Annotated in this window: 14 protein-coding genes; 7 read left to right on the top strand and 7 right to left on the bottom strand. The window is 42.8% G+C overall.

Annotation, left to right across the window (positions count from 1 at the left end):
* Window positions 1-10: 10 nt before the first annotated feature.
* Both H6G96_RS23190 and H6G96_RS23195 read left to right on the top strand, forming a co-directional pair.
* Window positions 11-4,027 (top strand): filamentous hemagglutinin N-terminal domain-containing protein, encoded by a 4,017-nt coding sequence (locus H6G96_RS23190; RefSeq protein WP_190913813.1) that lies wholly within the window; start codon window positions 11-13, stop codon window positions 4,025-4,027.
* Window positions 4,028-4,147: 120 nt separating this feature from the next.
* Window positions 4,148-4,765 (top strand): Uma2 family endonuclease, encoded by a 618-nt coding sequence (locus H6G96_RS23195; protein ID WP_190913816.1) that lies wholly within the window; start codon window positions 4,148-4,150, stop codon window positions 4,763-4,765.
* A 74-nt stretch (window positions 4,766-4,839) separates the two neighbouring features.
* Here the strand turns inward: H6G96_RS23195 and H6G96_RS23200 are convergent, their stop codons facing one another.
* Window positions 4,840-4,977 carry a hypothetical protein gene (locus tag H6G96_RS23200; RefSeq protein ID WP_190913818.1) on the bottom strand — a complete coding sequence of 46 codons (138 nt, stop codon included), beginning with the start codon at window positions 4,975-4,977 and terminating at the stop codon, window positions 4,840-4,842.
* A 200-nt stretch (window positions 4,978-5,177) separates the two neighbouring features.
* On the opposite strand from H6G96_RS23200, the gene H6G96_RS23205 reads away from it, so the two are divergent.
* On the top strand, window positions 5,178-5,552 hold the full coding sequence (locus H6G96_RS23205) for a hypothetical protein (protein WP_190913820.1): 375 nt from the start codon (window positions 5,178-5,180) through the stop codon (window positions 5,550-5,552).
* A gap of 149 nt (window positions 5,553-5,701) precedes the next feature.
* On the opposite strand, the gene H6G96_RS23210 is transcribed toward H6G96_RS23205, so the two are convergent.
* The 4 genes from H6G96_RS23210 to H6G96_RS23225 are packed head-to-tail and all read right to left on the bottom strand — an operon-like array spanning window position 5,702 to window position 10,516.
* The gene (locus H6G96_RS23210; protein ID WP_190913823.1) at window positions 5,702-6,472 is read right to left on the bottom strand and encodes a DUF928 domain-containing protein; all 771 of its coding nucleotides are present in this window, start codon (window positions 6,470-6,472) and stop codon (window positions 5,702-5,704) included.
* 27 nt (window positions 6,473-6,499) lie between these two features.
* Window positions 6,500-8,836 carry a CHASE2 domain-containing protein gene (locus tag H6G96_RS23215; RefSeq protein ID WP_190913825.1) on the bottom strand — a complete coding sequence of 779 codons (2,337 nt, stop codon included), beginning with the start codon at window positions 8,834-8,836 and terminating at the stop codon, window positions 6,500-6,502.
* Window positions 8,837-8,862: 26 nt separating this feature from the next.
* Complete coding sequence (locus tag H6G96_RS23220) at window positions 8,863-9,837, bottom strand: DUF1822 family protein (protein WP_190913828.1); 975 nt, start codon at window positions 9,835-9,837, stop codon at window positions 8,863-8,865.
* Between the two features lie 34 nt (window positions 9,838-9,871).
* A complete protein-coding gene (locus tag H6G96_RS23225; protein WP_190913830.1) occupies window positions 9,872-10,516 on the bottom strand; it encodes a sigma-70 family RNA polymerase sigma factor in 645 nt (214 codons plus the stop codon).
* A 391-nt stretch (window positions 10,517-10,907) separates the two neighbouring features.
* Here H6G96_RS23225 and H6G96_RS23230 point away from each other — a divergent pair, with 391 nt between their 5' ends.
* From H6G96_RS23230 to H6G96_RS23240, 3 genes are all read left to right on the top strand, one after another.
* Complete coding sequence (locus H6G96_RS23230) at window positions 10,908-11,876, top strand: DUF1822 family protein (protein ID WP_190913833.1); 969 nt, start codon at window positions 10,908-10,910, stop codon at window positions 11,874-11,876.
* A gap of 182 nt (window positions 11,877-12,058) precedes the next feature.
* The gene (locus H6G96_RS23235; RefSeq protein ID WP_190913835.1) at window positions 12,059-14,392 is read left to right on the top strand and encodes a CHASE2 domain-containing protein; all 2,334 of its coding nucleotides are present in this window, start codon (window positions 12,059-12,061) and stop codon (window positions 14,390-14,392) included.
* A 494-nt stretch (window positions 14,393-14,886) separates the two neighbouring features.
* A complete protein-coding gene (locus tag H6G96_RS23240; RefSeq protein WP_190913838.1) occupies window positions 14,887-15,726 on the top strand; it encodes a DUF928 domain-containing protein in 840 nt (279 codons plus the stop codon).
* Window positions 15,727-15,737: 11 nt separating this feature from the next.
* Here H6G96_RS23240 and H6G96_RS23245 read toward each other — a convergent pair whose 3' ends face one another.
* Window positions 15,738-16,889, bottom strand: a complete 1,152-nt coding sequence (locus tag H6G96_RS23245) for an AI-2E family transporter (protein WP_190913840.1) — start codon at window positions 16,887-16,889, stop codon at window positions 15,738-15,740.
* 91 nt (window positions 16,890-16,980) lie between these two features.
* On the bottom strand, window positions 16,981-17,172 hold the full coding sequence (locus H6G96_RS23250) for a hypothetical protein (RefSeq protein ID WP_190913843.1): 192 nt from the start codon (window positions 17,170-17,172) through the stop codon (window positions 16,981-16,983).
* Window positions 17,173-17,413: 241 nt separating this feature from the next.
* Here H6G96_RS23250 and H6G96_RS23255 point away from each other — a divergent pair, with 241 nt between their 5' ends.
* Window positions 17,414-18,082 (top strand): DUF1614 domain-containing protein, encoded by a 669-nt coding sequence (locus H6G96_RS23255; protein WP_190913845.1) that lies wholly within the window; start codon window positions 17,414-17,416, stop codon window positions 18,080-18,082.
* Window positions 18,083-18,170 lie beyond the last annotated feature (88 nt).

The following is an 18,170-nucleotide window of genomic DNA, read 5'->3' on the forward strand; positions in this document are numbered from 1 at the left end:
AAGGGGTGCAATGTCCAAGATAAATATTCGTTGGGACTGGTTTATCGGAATTGCAATATGTGGTTCAAGCATTTGGAGTACAAATTGCGCTTTTGCCCAAATTATCCCGGATGGCACTTTGCCTAATAACTCTACTGTCAAATTAGAAGGCAACAACAGCATCATTGAAGGAGGAACCCCAGCAGGTGGTAACTTATTCCACAGCTTTCGGGAATTTTCTGTCCCTATTAACGGCGCTGCTTTGTTTAATAATGCTGCGGATATTCAGAATATTATCAGTCGCGTAACGGGTGGGTCAGTCTCTAATATTGATGGGTTAATTTACGCTAATGGCACAGCTAATTTATTTTTAATAAATCCCAATGGAATTGTATTTGGTCAGAATGCTCAATTAAATGTTGGTGGTTCGTTTGTTGCGAGTACAGCCAATGCATTGCAATTTGGAAGTCGAGGATTTTTTAGCGCTACTGAGAAAAATATCCCCTCATCGTTGTTGACTATTAATCCTTCAGCATTGCTGTTTAATCAGATTAATCAAAATGCAGCAATTCAAAATAACTCAATTGCATTCGCAGGAACAGATCCAGCAGGCTTTAATGCATTTGGTTTACGAGTACCAAATGGTAAGAGTTTGCTGCTGGTAGGTGGTAATGTCAGCATAGATGGAGGACGATTAAATGCTAATGGTGGACGAGTTGAGTTAGGAGGATTGGCCCAAGCTGGTAGTGTAGCGCTGGGTGTAGATGGCGATAATCTCAGCTTGATATTTCCTGAGAATGTAGCGCGAGCTTCGGTATCCCTCACCAATCAAGCAGGTGTATTTGTAACTGGGGCTAGTGGCGGTAATATTGCAGTCAATGCCAGAAATCTAGAGATTTTAGGAGGAACTGTTCTAACTGCTGGTATTGGGCAAGGTTTGGGGACACCTGAAAGTCTTGCAGGAGATATTACGCTGAATGCTACCGGGCAAATTAAAGTTGCTGGTGGGAGCATAGTTCGTAATCTTGTGCGCTTAGGGTCACTTGGCAATGGGGGTAACATTACTATTGATTCTGATTCTTTCTCGTTAGGCGATCGCGCTCAACTTAGTGCCTCAACATTTGGACAAGGGAATGCAGGGAATGTGACAGTGCGGGTAAAAGATGCTGTTTCGCTTGCAGATAATGCTTACATCTTCAGCACGGTGGAAGCTGGGGGTGTTGGTAAAGGTGGCAATATCGACATTGATGCTGCAACATTATCACTTACTGATGGCGCTCAACTGGTAACTGGTAGTGTATCAGCTACCCAACCAGCAGGACGGGGGGATGCGGGGAATGTCAATGTAAAAGTCACCGGGTTGGTTGACATTGCTGGGGAGAAAAACGGTTTTACCAGTGGGATTAGCAGCGATGTGGGTACGGGGGCAGTTGGCAATGGGGGGAATATTACTATCGATTCTGGTTCTTTCTCGTTACGCGATCGCGCTCAACTTAAAGCCTCAACATTTGGACAAGGGAATGCGGGGAATGTGACAGTACGGACACGAGATGCTGTTTCTATTGCAGATAATGCTTCCATCCTCAGCACGGTGCAAGCAGGGGGTGTAGGTAAAGGTGGCAATATCGACATCAATGCTGCAACACTATCACTAATTAATGGCGCTCAACTGCAAACTGTTACTAGTGGTGCATCTGCTAACCAGCCAGCAGGACGGGGGGATGCGGGGAATGTCAATGTGAATGTTACAGGTATTGTTGATATTGTTGGGGAGAAAAATGGTTTTTTTAGTGCGATTTTCAGTACGGTGAATACGGGGGCAGTTGGTAATGGGGGTAACATTACTATCGATTCTGGTTCTTTCTCATTACGCGATCGCGCTCAACTTTCAGCCTCAACCCTTGGACAAGGCAATGCAGGGAATGTGACAGTACGGACACGAGATGCTGTAACTCTAGCAGATGCTTCCATCTTCAGCACGGTGGAAGCAGGGGGTGTAGGTAAAGGTGGCAATATCGACATCAATGCTGCAACACTATCACTAATTGATGGTGCTCAATTGCTAACTATTACTCGTGAAGCATCTGATACCCAGCCAGCAGGACGGGGGGATGCGGGGAATGTCAATGTTAATGTTACAGACGCTGTTGATATTGGTGGGAGGAAAAACGGTTCTGTTAGTGCGATTTTCAGTCGGGTGGAAATGGGGACAATTGGCAATGGTGGTAACATTACTATCAATTCTGGTTCTTTCTCATTACGCGATCGCGCTCAACTTTCAGCCTTAACCCTGGGACAAGGCAATGGTGGTAACATTACTATCGATTCTGGTTCTTTCTCGTTACGCGATCGCGCTCAACTTTCAGCCTCAACCCTTGGACAAGGCAATGCAGGGAATGTGACAGTGCGGGCACGAGATGCTGTTTCGCTTGTAGATGCTTCCATCTTCAGCACGGTGGAAGCAGGGGGTGTAGGTAAAGGTGGCAATATCGACATCAATGCTGCAACACTATCACTAATTGATGGCGCTCAACTGCTAACTATTACTCGTGAAGCATCTGCTAACCAGCCAGCAGGACGAGGGGATGCGGGGAATGTCAATGTTAATGTTACAGACGCTGTTGATATTGCTGGGGAGAAAAACGGTCTTTTTAGTGGGATTTTCAGTCGGGTGGATACGGGGACAGTTGGCAATGGGGGTAACATTACTATCGATTCTGGTTCTTTCTCATTACGCGATCGCACTCAACTTAGTGTCTCAACTGCTGGACAAGGTAATGCAGGGAATGTGACAGTGCGGGCACGAGATGCTGTTTCGCTTGCAGATAATGCTTACATCTTTAGCACGGTGAATGCTGGGGGTATAGGTAAGGGTGGCAATATCAACATCAATGCTGCAACACTATCACTAATTGATGGTGCTCAACTAATAACCGCTACTCGTGAAGCATCTGATACCCAGCCAGCAGGACAGGGGGATGCGGGGAATGTCAATGTGAATGTTACTGGCATTGTTAATATTGTTGGGGAGAAAAACGGTTTTTTTAGTGGGATTGGCAGCTTGGTGGAAACGGGGACAGTTGGCAATAGTGGTAACATTACTATCGATTCTGGTTCATTCTCGTTACAAGATGGCGCTAAACTTACTGCCGAAACCCTTGGACAAGGGAATGCAGGCGCAATCAAAGTTAATGCTGCTGATTTTTTCACCATTTCTGGCAAGAGTTCTAATAACACTGGCTTGTTCGTTAACTCCCAAAGTCCGACGGGTACTGCTGGAGATATTATCGTCACCTCACCTAGAGTTACTTTAGACAACGGTGGCACACTCAACGCCCAATCTGCATCGGGTGATGGTGGCGGCATCAACTTACAAACTGATTTACTGCTTATGCGTCGTGGCGCTCAAATTTCCACCACCGCAGGCACAGAAAAAGCTGGTGGTAATGGTGGCAATATTAATATTGATGCCCCGTCGGGCTTCATCGTTGCTGTCCCAAGCGAAAATAGCGACATCACTGCTAATGCTTACACAGGCAGTGGTGGGAGAGTAGATATTCGAGCCATTGGTATCTATGGCATTCAACGCCGCTCTAACCCAACTTTCTTTAGTGATATCACCGCTAGTTCTGAGTTTGGGGTAAACGGCACTGTAGAACTTAATACGCCGGATATTGACCCTAACAGTGGCTTAGTTAACTTGCCAACTGTACCAGTTGATACCCAAGTAGCACAGACTTGTCAAGCTGGTGGAAGTTTAGCTAAGAGCAGTTTTACAATCACTGGACGCGGTGGCTTGCCCCCTAATCCAGGCGAAGCTCTTAACGCTGATGCAGTGCAGGTAGATTTGGTGAGTCTCAATTCAAACGCTGATAACCGCAGTAGCTCATCTGTTACCAGCAAAACAAATACCCCCGCAGCAGAACCCATCATAGAAGCTACTGGTTTGACGCTAAACCAAAAAGGAGAAGTCGTCCTGACAGCAAATCTTCCCACCACTACGCCTCATACTCCTTGGTTGAAACCTGCATCTTGCAGAGCAAGTTAATATTAGAGAAATGAAGGCTGACAAGAGAAACTTAAACGCAGGGTTAGAAGAACTTCTGCGGTTATTCCGTAATCAAAAAAGTTTGTGAAGCATAGTTCCAGGCATTAAGGAAACAATATCATGTTTCAACCTTTAGTTGAGCCGATAACCTTTGAAGAGTTTATAGAGTGGAAACCAGAAAATGGCAGATATGAATTACATAAAGGAGTCATAGTTGAAATGCAACCAACAGGCGACCATGAGTTGGTCAGGGCATTTTTGATTAGAGAACTTAACTTTGAAATTCGCAGATTCAATCTAGCTTATTCAATCCCTAGCCAAGCGTTAGTTAAAGCAGTAGATAAAAAATCCGGTTATATTCCTGATGTCTTAGTATTGAACCTGACTAATTTAGCGAATGAACCATTTTGGAAAAATTCATCTACTGTTTCTCAGGCAGAATCAATTCCATTAATAGTGGAAGTGGTCAGTACCAACTGGCGTGATGACTATTTTCTCAAATTTGGTGAGTACGAAGAAATGGGGCTTTCTGAATATTGGATTGTTGACTATGCTGCTCTAGGTGGAAAGCGGTTTATTGGGAATCCTAAACAGCCGGCGGTATCAGTTTACACTCTAGTGGAAGGAGAGTATCAAATTACTCAGTTCCGAGGAAATGACCGGATTGAATCACTTACTTTTCCAGAGTTAAATTTAACTGCTGAACAAGTTTTTCAAGCCGCTTTGGGAGAAGCTTAACCAAAAACATATACTTTCAAAGGAAACTCTGCAATTTTTAGATTAACTTTTTATATAAAGCATATTGCATCAACTTACAATGCGATTGTATTGGGTGACAATGCCATTGCATCGCCTGACAATTCGATTGTTTTGACTGACAATGTGATTGTATTGGGTGACAATGCCATTGTATTGACTAACAACGTTATTGCATCGCCTAACAATGCCATTGCATCGGCTTACATAATTTACAGCAGTTTTCTATGTTTTTAGACCACACTCTTAATTCCTCTGTGCGTCTGGAGTGGCTTTACGTGAGATAAAAAAGATGTGGTACAACATTTACCCGAAAAATAGCTGTAAAAGCCTCCTGTTAGCTTTAGAGTTGTAATGGGTATATTAAATGTATACTTTATTACGGGATATATATATGGCTACCCAAGATACAACACGCCGTTTGCCTCCTCAATCAATTAGTCAAGATATTACTTCATTGCACGGTTTTCAAACCATCAGCACATACAATACAAGCCGTGCTGATGCCTCTGCTGCAAACCTACACCAAGCTTATCAAACTATGTTGAGTTTTCAACAAGCCGAAATCGAGAAACTAACTTTATACCGTGCTGCGGCTGATGCTGCGCGATTAGCAGAATGGGAATTTCACAATGCTGTATTAGCTATGAAAGAAGTTGTGCGCGGGCAATATGGGTCAGACAGCGATCAAGCTCAAGCAGTTGGACTAAAGAAAAAATCAGAGCGCAAGCGTTCTAACCGTAAAAAGTCAGTTGCGGTTGCAAGTTAACGGGACTTAACCATTGAGTAAGTGTAGAGCATCGCTAACTTTTCTCCAAAAGCGATCGCTCTTCACTGTTAATTCTGGCGTTGCATAGTTGCAAGACAACTGCCGTGCAAAGGAAACTCTATAAAATCATCCCACATTTATGCAACGCCCTAATTCTCAAGATTGCAGCACTCTACTTTTGGTTCAATTGCAAAGTCATTCAAACCCACAGCTTTCAACAGCGCCGTCCAAGAAGTATCTTGCGAATTGGTGCGACGCAATTCACTAGCAGCACTCAGCGCTTCATACCAAATACCATTAGCCGCATAAAGATTTACTTGCTGGCTTGGTGTTGCTTTTTCCAATTGAGTTTTCAAAGCAGGTTTTAGTTGCTCCCGTTTTACATAGCCTTCAACATTAGCAATAATTTGGTTATCCTTCTGACAGTAAATGTTAAGATACCATCGGTATTGCTTGCCAATCTCTAAAGGTGCTGCTTTTGATGGCAAGCGAAGGTTTACTATTCCTGGTGTCCCCGATAAAGAAGTTTTGTAAATAGTCTGATCTCCTGCTTCATCTTCTAGCACAAACTCTCCAGATGCAAAGTCGGATGAATAAGGAATATAAAATAAGAAACTAGGATGCTCTCTGATCGTTGTTCCAAACACCAATTCTGAGTTTGAATAAACAGGTACTAAAGCTGTGAGCCGTTTTTGAGAAGAAGTCAGAGGCTTATTTATATCCTGACCACAGCCACGACTACCTGCCTCTCCTCGCTTACCTGGTTCCCCGATGTCTTTTGGTGGAGGCGGTGCAGCAAAAATTAATGATGGGTTTAATTCTCCATTAGGATTTGCAGTCTGTGCTTGCACATCTATAGAGCTAAGGAATGTTAAACTAACGGCGAGGAAAATTTGAATCTTTTGCATAGGGAGTTTCATCTTTTTTTATACCTCAAGCTGTAGAAATTACTTGTCGCTGCTTTGTTGTGACAATAGGTAAATTGCCACTGTGCCGCCACTAGTTACTAAAACTAAAGCTGACGGAACTAGCGGAACCCAAATCCCTTGGTAAAAAAGAATTAAGCAAAAAACGTATAAAACTCCAAGTACACCTCCTCCTGCTAGTACTAAATATAGTCTTGAGCGATCGCTTAGTGCGATCGCCACTGATCCGGCTACGGCAAACGCACCTCCAACCACTGACCAACTCCAAACCCACAAAACTTCGCCCCAAACGGGCAAAACAGATATCAAAGATCGCCCATCCATAACCGCACTCACCAGTTGACTGACCATTTGTGCTTGCAAAACCACCCCTGGTATTTCTTCGGAAAAACCTTGCCTAGTCATATAGGGGGTAGGGCTATAATCACGAAAGCTTTGGGCAGTAGTACCAATGAGAACAATTCTGTCTTTAACTTGTTCAGGGTTGACTTTACCCCTAAGAACATCTGTGAGTGTGACTTTAGGAGCAATTTCTCCAGGAGAACCTTGGAAAGATCGGTAATTGAGCAATATTTGGTAACCGCCTGTATCCGCTTGTTGATAGCCACCCATCTGAGGCTGCAACCGCTTAAAAACAACCTTGCCTAACTGTAAATCCCCAGAATCAGTGTATTTGGCAGAAATCCCTTCTGCCTGCAAGTAGTGGAATGCCAGTTGGGCATTAAGGGCGTAGCGTGCAGTACAAGGGGAGGTTACGTCTGCTGGTTGCATTGCCAATAAATGACGACGTAGAACGCGGTCTGGATCTGGAACAATATCACTAAATCCTTGGCGTTCTAGCGGAACCCCCAAAGGAGGGGAAATTCCCGGACGGTCTTTTGTAACTTCTTGAACTTTGCAAATTGCAAAAAGCTTGTCATCTGTTTTTAACCTACTTGCCAAAGAAGCTTGGTTGCCTTGTGATGACTGATCGTGATAAATATCCAAACCAATGGCTTTGGGTTGGAACTGTGCAAGTTTTTCTAAAAGCCTAGCTAGTGCTAGCTCCGATAGCGATCCTCTTCTTTCCTTTTGTTCTGGTAACTGAAAATCTTCTTCGGTAACAGTGACTATTAACAGGCGCGGATCTTGCTTTTCTTGAGGACGCGATCGCATTAATTGATCGTAAGCTTGTAACTCCCATGTTTGCAATCTTCCCATTTGCCGGACTCCTAACACGCTGATGGTAAGCATCACGCTCATTAGCAATCCCCTGATCAGTAGGCGGCTGTTAGATTTAATTCGGGGCTTTGGCCAAGTTATCGGCGTAGCAGCAGGATTTTCACAAATCATCGGCAGCCAACTTGCCCCTGGAAATTTGTCCTCTAATCCTTGTAGTTTTTCTCTGGCAGTGCGAACTGCAACATATAAAGATGCGCCTGAAGAAAAAGCTGCCAGAAAATGCCTTAAAAATGCTTGCGCCACCAGATCAGGCACAGGTTCCCGCATGACAATGATTTGGGGAATATGTAAATCTTGTAGTTCTCGCGCTAATCCCAATCCATCACAAGAGTTGAAAATCGCCAACTGTAACCCATTGGTGACAGCATTTGCCAGGGCATATTTCAAGTCTGCAATTGTTAAACTATCTTTGTCATTGATATAGATGCGACCGGTTTCACCCTCGCTTTTACTATGACCAGCAAAAAATAAAATGTTCCAAGGTTGGTTCCACAGCTCATCGTTGATCTGATTACGTTGAGGCTGTGTCAAAAAGGTTGTGGCAGCATTGGGCAATTTTTTTAATAATTCGCAGTCTTTGTCTACATCAATACCAGATGTATTGCCCAAAATCGCCAATATTTTTATTTTATGTCTGTAGGTCGATGTCTGCGATACAGTTACTTGTTCTGACTCTGGAATACTCAAAGCTATTTCGGCTTTGAGGTAATCGTCCTCAACCAAATCCCATATATGCCAAGGAAGTTTCTGTAGCTGCATAGAGTAAGTGCGAATCAGCACTCGCACCTCATCATCGGGCTTTACGTGTATAGACAATTTTTCCCGAATCCGACAAAATGACTCTGACTTTAGCCAGTGATTTAAGTGCGATCGCAATTCACAAGCTTTATTTTGACAGTCATCACGCCGCTGGGTAATAGAACCATCGTAAATAATTGTTTTGGCTTTGATGCGGCCATTTCCTAAACTACAATAAGTTGACCGCCACTCGTCAATTGCTTTAGCTATTTCTAGATTGGGAGGTAAATAACCAAAGGTTTCTATGTTGGGGCGTTTGCCATCTTCTCCAATTTCCAGTGTCACCCGCACCCCTAACTCCAAATCGCCATCTAGCTTCAGAACAACTAACTTTCCCATTTGCAGCACCCCTATTGTTTTTCGCTTCAGATGAGAAAACTTTCTATAACGCTAATATCCCCTAATACCAATTTAATACTGAAACGTTCTCCCACATCGCCACTAAACTGCAATTGAATATTCTTGTTAGAGCTTCTAGTTTGCGCTTCCATAATAGATTTTTCCTCTGCTTCTTCAAAATCAAGCACCATCAGTTGGAGATTTGGTGGCAGATAACTTTCTTGGGATGTAGGATGCACCTCTACGATAATGTTTATTTCCTGCTCCTTCTCTTGAATGAAAGCAACTACTAGAATTACGCCTAGAATGGTTTCTGTTTTTCCTAAATCAATCAGCTTACCCCTGCTAATAAAAGAATTATTAGCTCCTCTTAGACTCCAATCTAGATTAGCTTTTTGATTATCAAAAAGAGTTTCAATTTCGTGCCAACCATCCTCAAAAATATTCTCTAACCATTGCTTTAATTGAACTAAAGTTTTATTAGAAGTGAGCGGTTGAGAAGTTAACTCAGCTTCTCTCACTTGAGTAAGTTCTTCTAAATACTCCAGTAGATTGTCTAAAGGCTGCAATTGATTAATTGGGAACAAATCAGTTTGCACCTGCCTGACAAATCCCAGCAGCGTCGCTTCTCGAAATGATTTTCTTATCTGCACAGCTACATAGCCAATTCGATTTGACTGTACTTCAGGTGGTACGTAAACCAATTGTGCATCTTCCAACACTGGGCGGCATTCTAACGATCCCAAGTTTTTTAGCGACAAATCAGCTACATCCATAAGTGTCTGCTGTACAGGGTTCCAACTCTCGCTCTTGTCTAAGTCTGTCTCAAATCCCATGTATTGTAGATAAGAGTTTACGAAAGACACAGACAAAGTATTGAGATGAACTTGTTCAGCTTTTTTTTGCGTGACTTGTTGCCTACATAACTTTTCTGCTCGATGTCTTCCATCTGGCGGTATAGGCCCTGTAAATGTTGTTAAAGTATCTGCAATTCTGTCCATATTTTTTGACCAGATGCTTAAATTTTAGGAAGTATTAAATACATAAATATTCTTGAAGTTTATCAGTAAACTTTTTCAGACATCGTTGGTAAAAACTATGTAAAGATGTGATTCCAATGCCCCATTCTGCCGAAATATCTTTCCAAGAAATTCCCAAACATCTTCTTTTAGCTATAGCTTGAAAATTTGCTTCTGGATGACCTTTTATGTGTTCTTTGCAAAAAATCAAATCCGGGTCAGATTCTATACATTCTATTATTTGTTCAGATAAAGACATAGATTTAGATTCAGGTGATGGTATATTTTCCAGATGAGAGTCTTCGAGATTTATTTCATTTGCTTTACCGATAACTTTGGGGATAGCTTCTGGAAAAAAGCGTTTACTTAATAGCATATTTACCCAGGTTATAACTTCACCGCGTTCTGGATCATACTTATTAATATTGTCATCTTGACAAAGATATAAAAATAGATTTTGTACTGCTTCATCATAAATATCTTCATAAATTAGTTGAAATTGGCCCCTATAAGGATGAACAAGCCTACCCGACTGCCAAATTGCATTCATCAGCCGTGTTAAAGCTACCCGCCGTTCTTTGGCCGCGTTTGGGTGTTGCTGGGCTTTGAGCGCTAATTCTTTAAGTTGTACATCTAGTTGTTTTCTCCAGTCGTTAGTCATAAAAGACCTCGAATTCAAACGCACCAACTTGCGAATCTGTATATATCTCATGTATGGATTGCGATTTTTACACAAACTAGCCATAATCTTTACAAAACTTTTCGCTCAGAAATTAAACAAATTGTGTGAGAAAATGTCTAAATTTTTTATACACCGAACCCTTAGAGATCCCCCCACCCTCCCCTTAAAAAGCAGGCAAAAACTCTCAAAGTCCCCTTTCTTCAGGTAAATTTAGGAGGATCTCAAAACTTAGGAGGCTAAACGAGTAGTTTGAAAATACGCCCTAACCCCTTCTGTTTCTCGAATAATCATTCTCTATTTTGTGGCATAAATTTAGTAAATGCGGGTGATATGTATATAGCAGCATTGATCGATCACTAGAAATTAACTTATGAATAACTCCACCTATCAGCTAGACGATTTCGCTTTAACATTGCCAATTTCCCAATCAGCTCGCATAACTGCCCAGCAATTTGCTAACCAGCAGCCAAATTCTGAAAAAGCAGAGCAAGTTCGGCTGAATACTCTGGCTGTATGGGTGGTAAATGACTACTTAGAAATGATGGATATTCCTACTGACCTGCAAGCTAGTGACAGCTGGAATCCCATCATGCGCCTTTGTGGGAATGTAGCTGACTTAGAGGTTCCCTCAATTGGTCGTCTGGAGTGTCGTCCTGTCCATCTGCATCAGCAGGTATGTTCCATTCCTCCAGAAACCTGGGAAGAACGAGTTGGTTATTTAGTAATTAAATTTGATGAATCACTCCAAGAAGCGAGGCTGCTTGGTTTTATCCCTAGTGTGGCAACTGAAACGCTGCCTTTAGCACAACTACAACCATTGGAAGCCTTTATCGACCACCTAGATCAACTGCGCCAATCACCAGCTAGTTCACTGGTGAATTTAAGTCAGTGGTTTGCTGGTATATTTGAAACAGGTTGGCAGACGATTGAATCCCTGTGGAATGTGCCAGAACTCAGACCAAATTATGCTTTTCGCAGTCCTGAAACTTTGCAACTAAATGCCCTTAACCAACCAGAATCAATTACTAAACGTGCAAAACTGATTGATTTGGGTATCCAAATTCTCAACCAACCCGTCATGTTGATTGTGGAAATCAGCCCAGAAAAAGATCAGCAAACCAGTATTCATCTCCAATTACATGCCACTGGGAATCAAATCTACTTACCACTAGGAGTTCATCTCACTGTTTTAGATAGTTCGGGAACAGTATTTCTAGATGCTCAATCTAGAAAACTAGACAACTACATTCAGTTGCAGTTTCGCGGCGAACCAACAGAGCAATTTAGCGTTAGGGTAGCCATAAATGATACTAGCATTACCGAGCATTTTCGGATTTAAAGCATCTAGCTATTTTCCCTTTGTGTCGGTAATTTATTAAGTGGTAATTAGTTAATTAAAAATTAAAAATTAAAGATTCAAGCCGGCTTTTGGAGATTTTGAAAAAAGTCTGTAAACGCTTGGGGAGCTTGTTATGAGACATTAGAACAGGGCATGGTTTTGCACAAGGGGATAGCACAGTCATGGGTAAGTTAGTAATTCTAAAATTCGGAGAGGGTAGTTTTGAGCAAGGGTTTGCTGTCACCCTCCAAATTGGTGAAGAACACGAGCGGGCTGCAACAGAAATTACGGGGAAGCTACCTCCATTTCCTGAAATGCCACTCTACTATAGTCATTGGCAGTCTAGTTATCGGCAGATAGGCAATCGTTATCGTCTTTATGCTGACAAAATGCAGGTGACGAATGTATCAATGGTTCAAGACTGCGAAAACGCTTCCTATATTTTGCGGGCCCGCTTTAATACCTGGCTGCGAGCAGAAGAATTTCGCCCTTTGAGGGAAAAATGGTTAGAAAGATTGTCGTCCACAGAAGAAGTGCGGGTAATTTTGCAAACAGAAAATAGCCAATTGCAGCTATTACCTTGGCATCTGTGGGATTTATTAGAACGCTACCCCAAGGCTGAAATCGCCCTTTCTTCACCATCCTACGATCGCATTCAAAAACCACGCATTTTAAATAAATTAGTCAACATTTTGGCAATTGTGGGCAATAGTCAGGGGATTGACACCCAGGCTGATCAAGCTTTACTCCAACAATGTAGTAATGCAGAGGTCACCTTTCTAGTAGAACCACAACGGAAAGAATTGACTGACCAACTTTGGGGAAAAAACTGGGATATTCTCTTTTTTGCTGGGCACAGTTCCAGTAACAAAAATGGCGAAAGCGGACGAATTTACCTGAATAAAACTGATAGCCTGACCATTGGCGAGTTAAAGTATGCTCTCAGGAGAGCCATTGAAAATGGTTTGCAACTAGCTATATTTAACTCCTGTGATGGATTGGGATTGGCGCGAGAACTGGCTGATTTGCAAATCCCTCAGATGATCATCATGCGTGAACCTGTCCCAGACCAGGTTGCCAAGGAATTCTTAAAGTATTTTCTTGAAGGTTTTGCCAGTGGTGAGTCTTTATACCAAGCGGTACGCCAAGCACGGGAACGGTTGCAAGGGCTTGAGGATCAATTTCCTTGTGCAACTTGGCTACCAATGATTTGCCAAAATCCAGCGCAGCTCCCACCCAGTTGGGATGAATTAAGGTCTACAAAAACTGAAGATATACCAAATTTAGCTGTGTCTACCAAACGCAGATTGGCAATAACTTTGTTATCCAGTTTGGCGATTACAGGCTTCGTTTGTGGGATGAGATTACTGGGATTGCTGGAAAATCCAGAAATTCAAGCATTTGACCAGATGATGCGATCGCGCCCTGCGGAGAAACTTGATCCCCGACTGTTCATAATCACAATTGACGATGAGGATCTGGCAATTCAACGAAAAAATGACGAGTCCTTGATTGGAGCTTCCATTTCTGAAAAATCTCTCAACAAACTCCTGGCAAAACTCAATCAGTATCAACCCCGGGCGATCGGTTTGGATATCTACCGGGATTTTAAGGCTAAAGAACCAGACTTAATTAATCGTCTTGAAAAAACTCAGAACTTGATTGGTGTATGTAAGGGGAGCGATGGCACAGTAAATATCCCAGGCAATCAGCCGCCGCCAGAAATCCCTAAAACAAATCTGGGATTCAGTGACTTTATTCACGATCGTGATGGAGTTATCCGTCGGCATCTCCTGTTCATGAACCAAGAGGCGACATCGTTGTGTCCTGCTTCCTTTGCATTCAGTCTACAATTGGCCTCACTCTATCTGCGCCCTTCAGGAATTGAACCAAAGTTCACCCCTCAAGGGAATTTGCAGCTGGGTAAAACTATTTTTCCCAACCTGAAATCTCGTACTGGCGGCTATCAAGGTATCGATGCGAATGGCGGTCAAATCTTGCTCAACTACCGTTCCTCAAACCAAATAGCCGAACAGGTGAAGCTAAATCAATTTTTATCTAGTCCGATTAACCCTAGTGCTATCAAAGACAAAATTGTTTTGATTGGTGTGACAGCAAAGGGTGATTCCCCAGACACGTGGCCTACACCCTATGGCGTTCCTTTAGATGAGCAAATGCCAGGAGTGTTAGTACAAGCGCATATGGTCAGCCAGATCCTTGGTGCAGTCCAAAATGGGCGGCCGTTGCTGCGGGTTTGGTCACTGTGGGCTGAGATGTCCTGGATTTGGGGATGGTCTTTGGTAGGAGGAGTCCTGGCTTGGCGAAAGCTTTCGTTGCCTTGGTTAGCATTAGCAGTCAGTATTATCTCTAGTGTTCTATATATAGTTTGCTTTAGTCTGTTAATTTCCGGTGCTTGGGTGCCTTTTGTACCTTCGGCTTTGTCGTTGGTTCTTATGGTTGGCTTGATGTCAATTTATAATTCAAAAACAAAAGTTCGGGTGGCGAGTGGGGAATAGGGCAATATGCTTGGCTTAAAAAAATTTGTCTGTTAAAGCAGGCAGGAGGAGAAGTATCTGATAGTTGTAAGCTGTTAAGCATATAAGAAAGCACATTCAGATCGCAGGGGAGCAGGGAGAGAGTTTGCAGCTTTTATTACCATAAAAATGGTTCAATTTAAATGACGATTAGCTTATTGGACAGAAGAATTTGGATGAGGGAACTCCAAAAAATAAATTATTCAATTTTTGGAATCAAAACGATTTTTTCTCCCCCTGCTCCCGGTCACTGAGCCTAGTCGTACCACTTCCCTGCGGGACGCTACGCAAACGTGGAAGCAAGCTACGCGCAGCGTCTCGCAGAGAAGTGCTGCCTCAAGAGCTTTCCCCAATTCATCCCACTGTTCTGCAACTCCAAAAATTGGAGTTCACTAAAGAATAGGAAAAGACTTTTTTATTAAATTTTTAGATAACCAGCAGATAATCCTAACAGGTTTGTATACTTAAAGGTTTTTATGAAGTCAAATTTACAACCGATAAAACTGTTTTTAGTAGCAGCTTTTAGCTGCACCAGTTTACTAGCTAGCCTGACTCCAGTACTGGCAAAACCAGCTCTTGGTTCTTCTCCTAGCGATGCCTACGGCGGGCTACGCTTACGCTCTGATGCTAAAACGACCCTTGCTCAAGCCAAAACCTTTAATCAACCTCCAATTCCAGCTGGTCGCCCTCCTGGAGGTCGGGTTCGTGGTGGAGCGAAGCGCGGGCAGGTGGCTGGATGTCCGTCTACTAAACCTGATCTGACTGCTTTAGCGCACTTTACCGAAGAAGCTAACTCAGTAATCAATGTCTGGGGACAGACAACGGTAGAACGTCCAAGTTGGTTTTTCTATGTGCCGTATACCAAAAATTCACCCTATGAAGTTGAATTTGTACTGCAAGATCAGGACGATAACGAGATTTACCGAAAAGCGATCGCTCTACCAGATAAACCAGGAGTCATCAACGTTTCTTTACCTACCACTGCTCCTGCTTTGGCACTAAACAAACAATATCGCTGGTTTTTCACCATTAACTGTGACCAGGAAAAGAATTCTCCCCCTACTTTCGTCGAAGGGGTAATACAACGAGTCGAATTGAATCCAGCCGTTCTCAAACAGCTACAAACGCCAGAACCTCTAAAACGCTATGTTATCTATGCCCAAAACGGGATATGGTACGAGGCACTGACCATACTGGCCCAACTGCGCGATAAAAATCCCAAAGATGCAGCACTGCAAGCAGAGTGGCAGAATTTGTTAGGCAGCATCCGCTTAGATGATATTGCAGGAGAACCGATTTTCTTAGAGAAACCTTAGCCTAAAAAATACTAATCTTCTTTTTGCAAGATATCATCATCAACTCGTCGCTCCCGATTAATATCGGGACTTTCTGCTGTCCAATTCTCATCTACTCCAGAGGATTTAGAAACCATTACCAACTCAGTCTCTTTTCTATGGTGATTCCCCCATTCATCCAAAACATCTTTGATCAGTACTTCTTGCAACCAAATCTTAGCGACAACAGTCAGGGGTAGCGCCAGAAATAATCCTAAAAAGCCAAAGAAAGTAACGAAAAATAGTTGGGCAATTAAGGTTACAGCTGGCAGCAACGAAACTTGCTGTGCCATTACAATTGGCGTGATGAAATTACTCTCAACCTGTTGAATAACAAAGTAGAGAATTAAGACAGCGATAACTTTCCAGGGATCATCCAATAAAGCGATCGCCATTGCTGGAATTACACTAATTGTTGGCCCCAAGTTGGGAATTAAGTTCAAAAATCCTGCCAAAATTGCTAAAGCTAGTGCTGCTTTTATACGCAAAATTGATAAGCCAATCAGACTCATCAGTGCCACAACAAACATGGCAATGAAAGCGCCTGTAATCCATCCCCCCAAAGAGACTTCGCACTTATCTAAAATCCCATCTACCCGCCGCCGATAAAATGAAGGGAAAAGCCGCACAAAGACTTTGCGGTAAGCCACGGGGTCGGCTAATATCATTCCTGTTAAAACCAAGACTAGCAAAATCTTGAGGACGGCTTCCAAAGAGCCAGATACAAAGGCGAAGGAGTTTCCTAGTAACCGATTGACGAAAGGCTGTGCTTGTTGGATAAGGCTGTTGACATCTGGGATGTAGGGAACCAGCTGGTTAGGGATACGAGTTCTCAAGGCATCAAGCCAGGTATTAAAGCGCTCAAACCCTCTAGGAACCTGATAGGTTAGTTCTTGAAACTGCTGTGCAAAAGGTGGCACAATTAGCCAGAAAAAACCCACGACACCTGCCAAAAAGATACCTATTGCCAGAAGCAGGGCGAATCCACGCTTCATGCCAAAGCTTTGGAAGCGTTTCGCTAGCCGATTTAAGGTGGTGGCTAAGACAACTGCGGCAAACATGAGCAAAAGCACTTCCCGAATTTGCCACAGGATGTATAAAGAAAGAACGATGGCGATTAAGCCGATCCATTGACCGAGGTTCACAGGCTGACTCCCAACCGTTGGCGAGATGCAATTTTCTTCTAATTCAGCTAGGTTAGCTGATTTTAGTCACTTGTGCGTAAATGCTCTGGAGTTAATTTTGTTTCTGTGCTTGGAATCGCCACAGTAGCGCGATCGCCATTATCACAATCGGCAGTAAAATTATAATCAGGGCGTTGGTTGCTGTCGCCGGAATTGATAGACTTGGCCCTGCATATTTAATCAATACCGATAACAAAGCCGAGAGTAAAAGCAGTTTCAGAACAAATCCTAGTTGATTTACCATAATAGTACGGTAATACGCATTTTCCTGTAGGGTGTCCACGAATTTAAGCTGTACTATCTAGTTTCTAGAATTGAAACTAGATAGTAAATAGATAAAAGTCCTTCTTAGTCACATTTTTGATTTCTAACTACCAGAGTTCTTAGCAACATAATCACTACTTAAGCATTTGTTGCATTAACTGATATAGGATCTCCCAATGTGTTGTTGTGCGATATGACACAATCATAAATTTACTAATCTCATGATTTACTTACCAGTTTCATTACTGCTATTTCTAGTGTTATTACTACTACTACCATTCATTTGGTTTGCTGTGGCAGTAGATGTGGTGGAAATTGCAGTAGCCAAGCTGGGATTTTCTCCAAATATCGCTTTTTTCTTGCTTGTGCTAGTAATTTTCACAAGCACTATCAATATACCCCTATACCGTCTAGTAACTAACGTTCAACTGACAGGTGACTTCGCAACGCTGTGGTTAAGGGAATTTTGGGGTATTCCTTTAAAGAGAGTCCAGCATTCTACGGTGGTAGCGGTGAATGTGGGTGGTGGCTTGATTCCGGTGGTGTTGGCACTGTACCAATTTACTCACACAAATGCTTTAGCAATCTTGCTAGTAACTGCCATTGTCAGCGTTGTTAGCTATTATGCAGCGCGGGTGATACCAGGAATAGGTATCCAAATGAATCCTTTACTGGCTCCTTTAACCGCTGCTTTATCTGCAATGTTAATCGCTGCACCTCATGCTGCTCCTGTAGCCTTTGCTGGTGGTGTACTCGGAACCTTAATTGGTGCTGATTTGTTACATCTAAAAGATATTCAATCTATGAGTGCAGGAGTACTCAGCATCGGTGGTGCTGGTGTGTTTGATGGCATTGCTTTGTGTGGTCTATTTGCTCTGTTATTGAGCTGAAAAAGAGTCATTTGTCGTTGGTTATTAGTCATTTGCAAAGAACATGGCGCAGCCATCATAACTTCTCATAAGGGAGATACTGCGCGAA

It is taken from the genome of Nostoc sp. FACHB-892 (assembly GCF_014698795.1).
GTDB lineage: Bacteria > Cyanobacteriota > Cyanobacteriia > Cyanobacteriales > Nostocaceae > Nostoc.

Coding starts and splice junctions, on each gene's coding strand:
- H6G96_RS23250 (WP_190913843.1), bottom strand. CDS start 17,172: ATGGTAAATCAACTAGGATTTGTTCTGAAACTGCTTTTACTCTCGGCT.
- H6G96_RS23215 (WP_190913825.1), bottom strand. CDS start 8,836: ATGGGAAAGTTAGTTGTTCTGAAGCTAGATGGCGATTTGGAGTTAGGG.
- H6G96_RS23205 (WP_190913820.1), top strand. CDS start 5,178: ATGGCTACCCAAGATACAACACGCCGTTTGCCTCCTCAATCAATTAGT.
- H6G96_RS23210 (WP_190913823.1), bottom strand. CDS start 6,472: ATGAAACTCCCTATGCAAAAGATTCAAATTTTCCTCGCCGTTAGTTTA.
- H6G96_RS23240 (WP_190913838.1), top strand. CDS start 14,887: ATGAAGTCAAATTTACAACCGATAAAACTGTTTTTAGTAGCAGCTTTT.
- H6G96_RS23195 (WP_190913816.1), top strand. CDS start 4,148: ATGTTTCAACCTTTAGTTGAGCCGATAACCTTTGAAGAGTTTATAGAG.
- H6G96_RS23220 (WP_190913828.1), bottom strand. CDS start 9,837: ATGGACAGAATTGCAGATACTTTAACAACATTTACAGGGCCTATACCG.
- H6G96_RS23190 (WP_190913813.1), top strand. CDS start 11: ATGTCCAAGATAAATATTCGTTGGGACTGGTTTATCGGAATTGCAATA.
- H6G96_RS23225 (WP_190913830.1), bottom strand. CDS start 10,516: ATGACTAACGACTGGAGAAAACAACTAGATGTACAACTTAAAGAATTA.
- H6G96_RS23230 (WP_190913833.1), top strand. CDS start 10,908: ATGAATAACTCCACCTATCAGCTAGACGATTTCGCTTTAACATTGCCA.
- H6G96_RS23255 (WP_190913845.1), top strand. CDS start 17,414: ATGATTTACTTACCAGTTTCATTACTGCTATTTCTAGTGTTATTACTA.
- H6G96_RS23235 (WP_190913835.1), top strand. CDS start 12,059: ATGGGTAAGTTAGTAATTCTAAAATTCGGAGAGGGTAGTTTTGAGCAA.
- H6G96_RS23200 (WP_190913818.1), bottom strand. CDS start 4,977: ATGGCATTGTTAGGCGATGCAATAACGTTGTTAGTCAATACAATGGCA.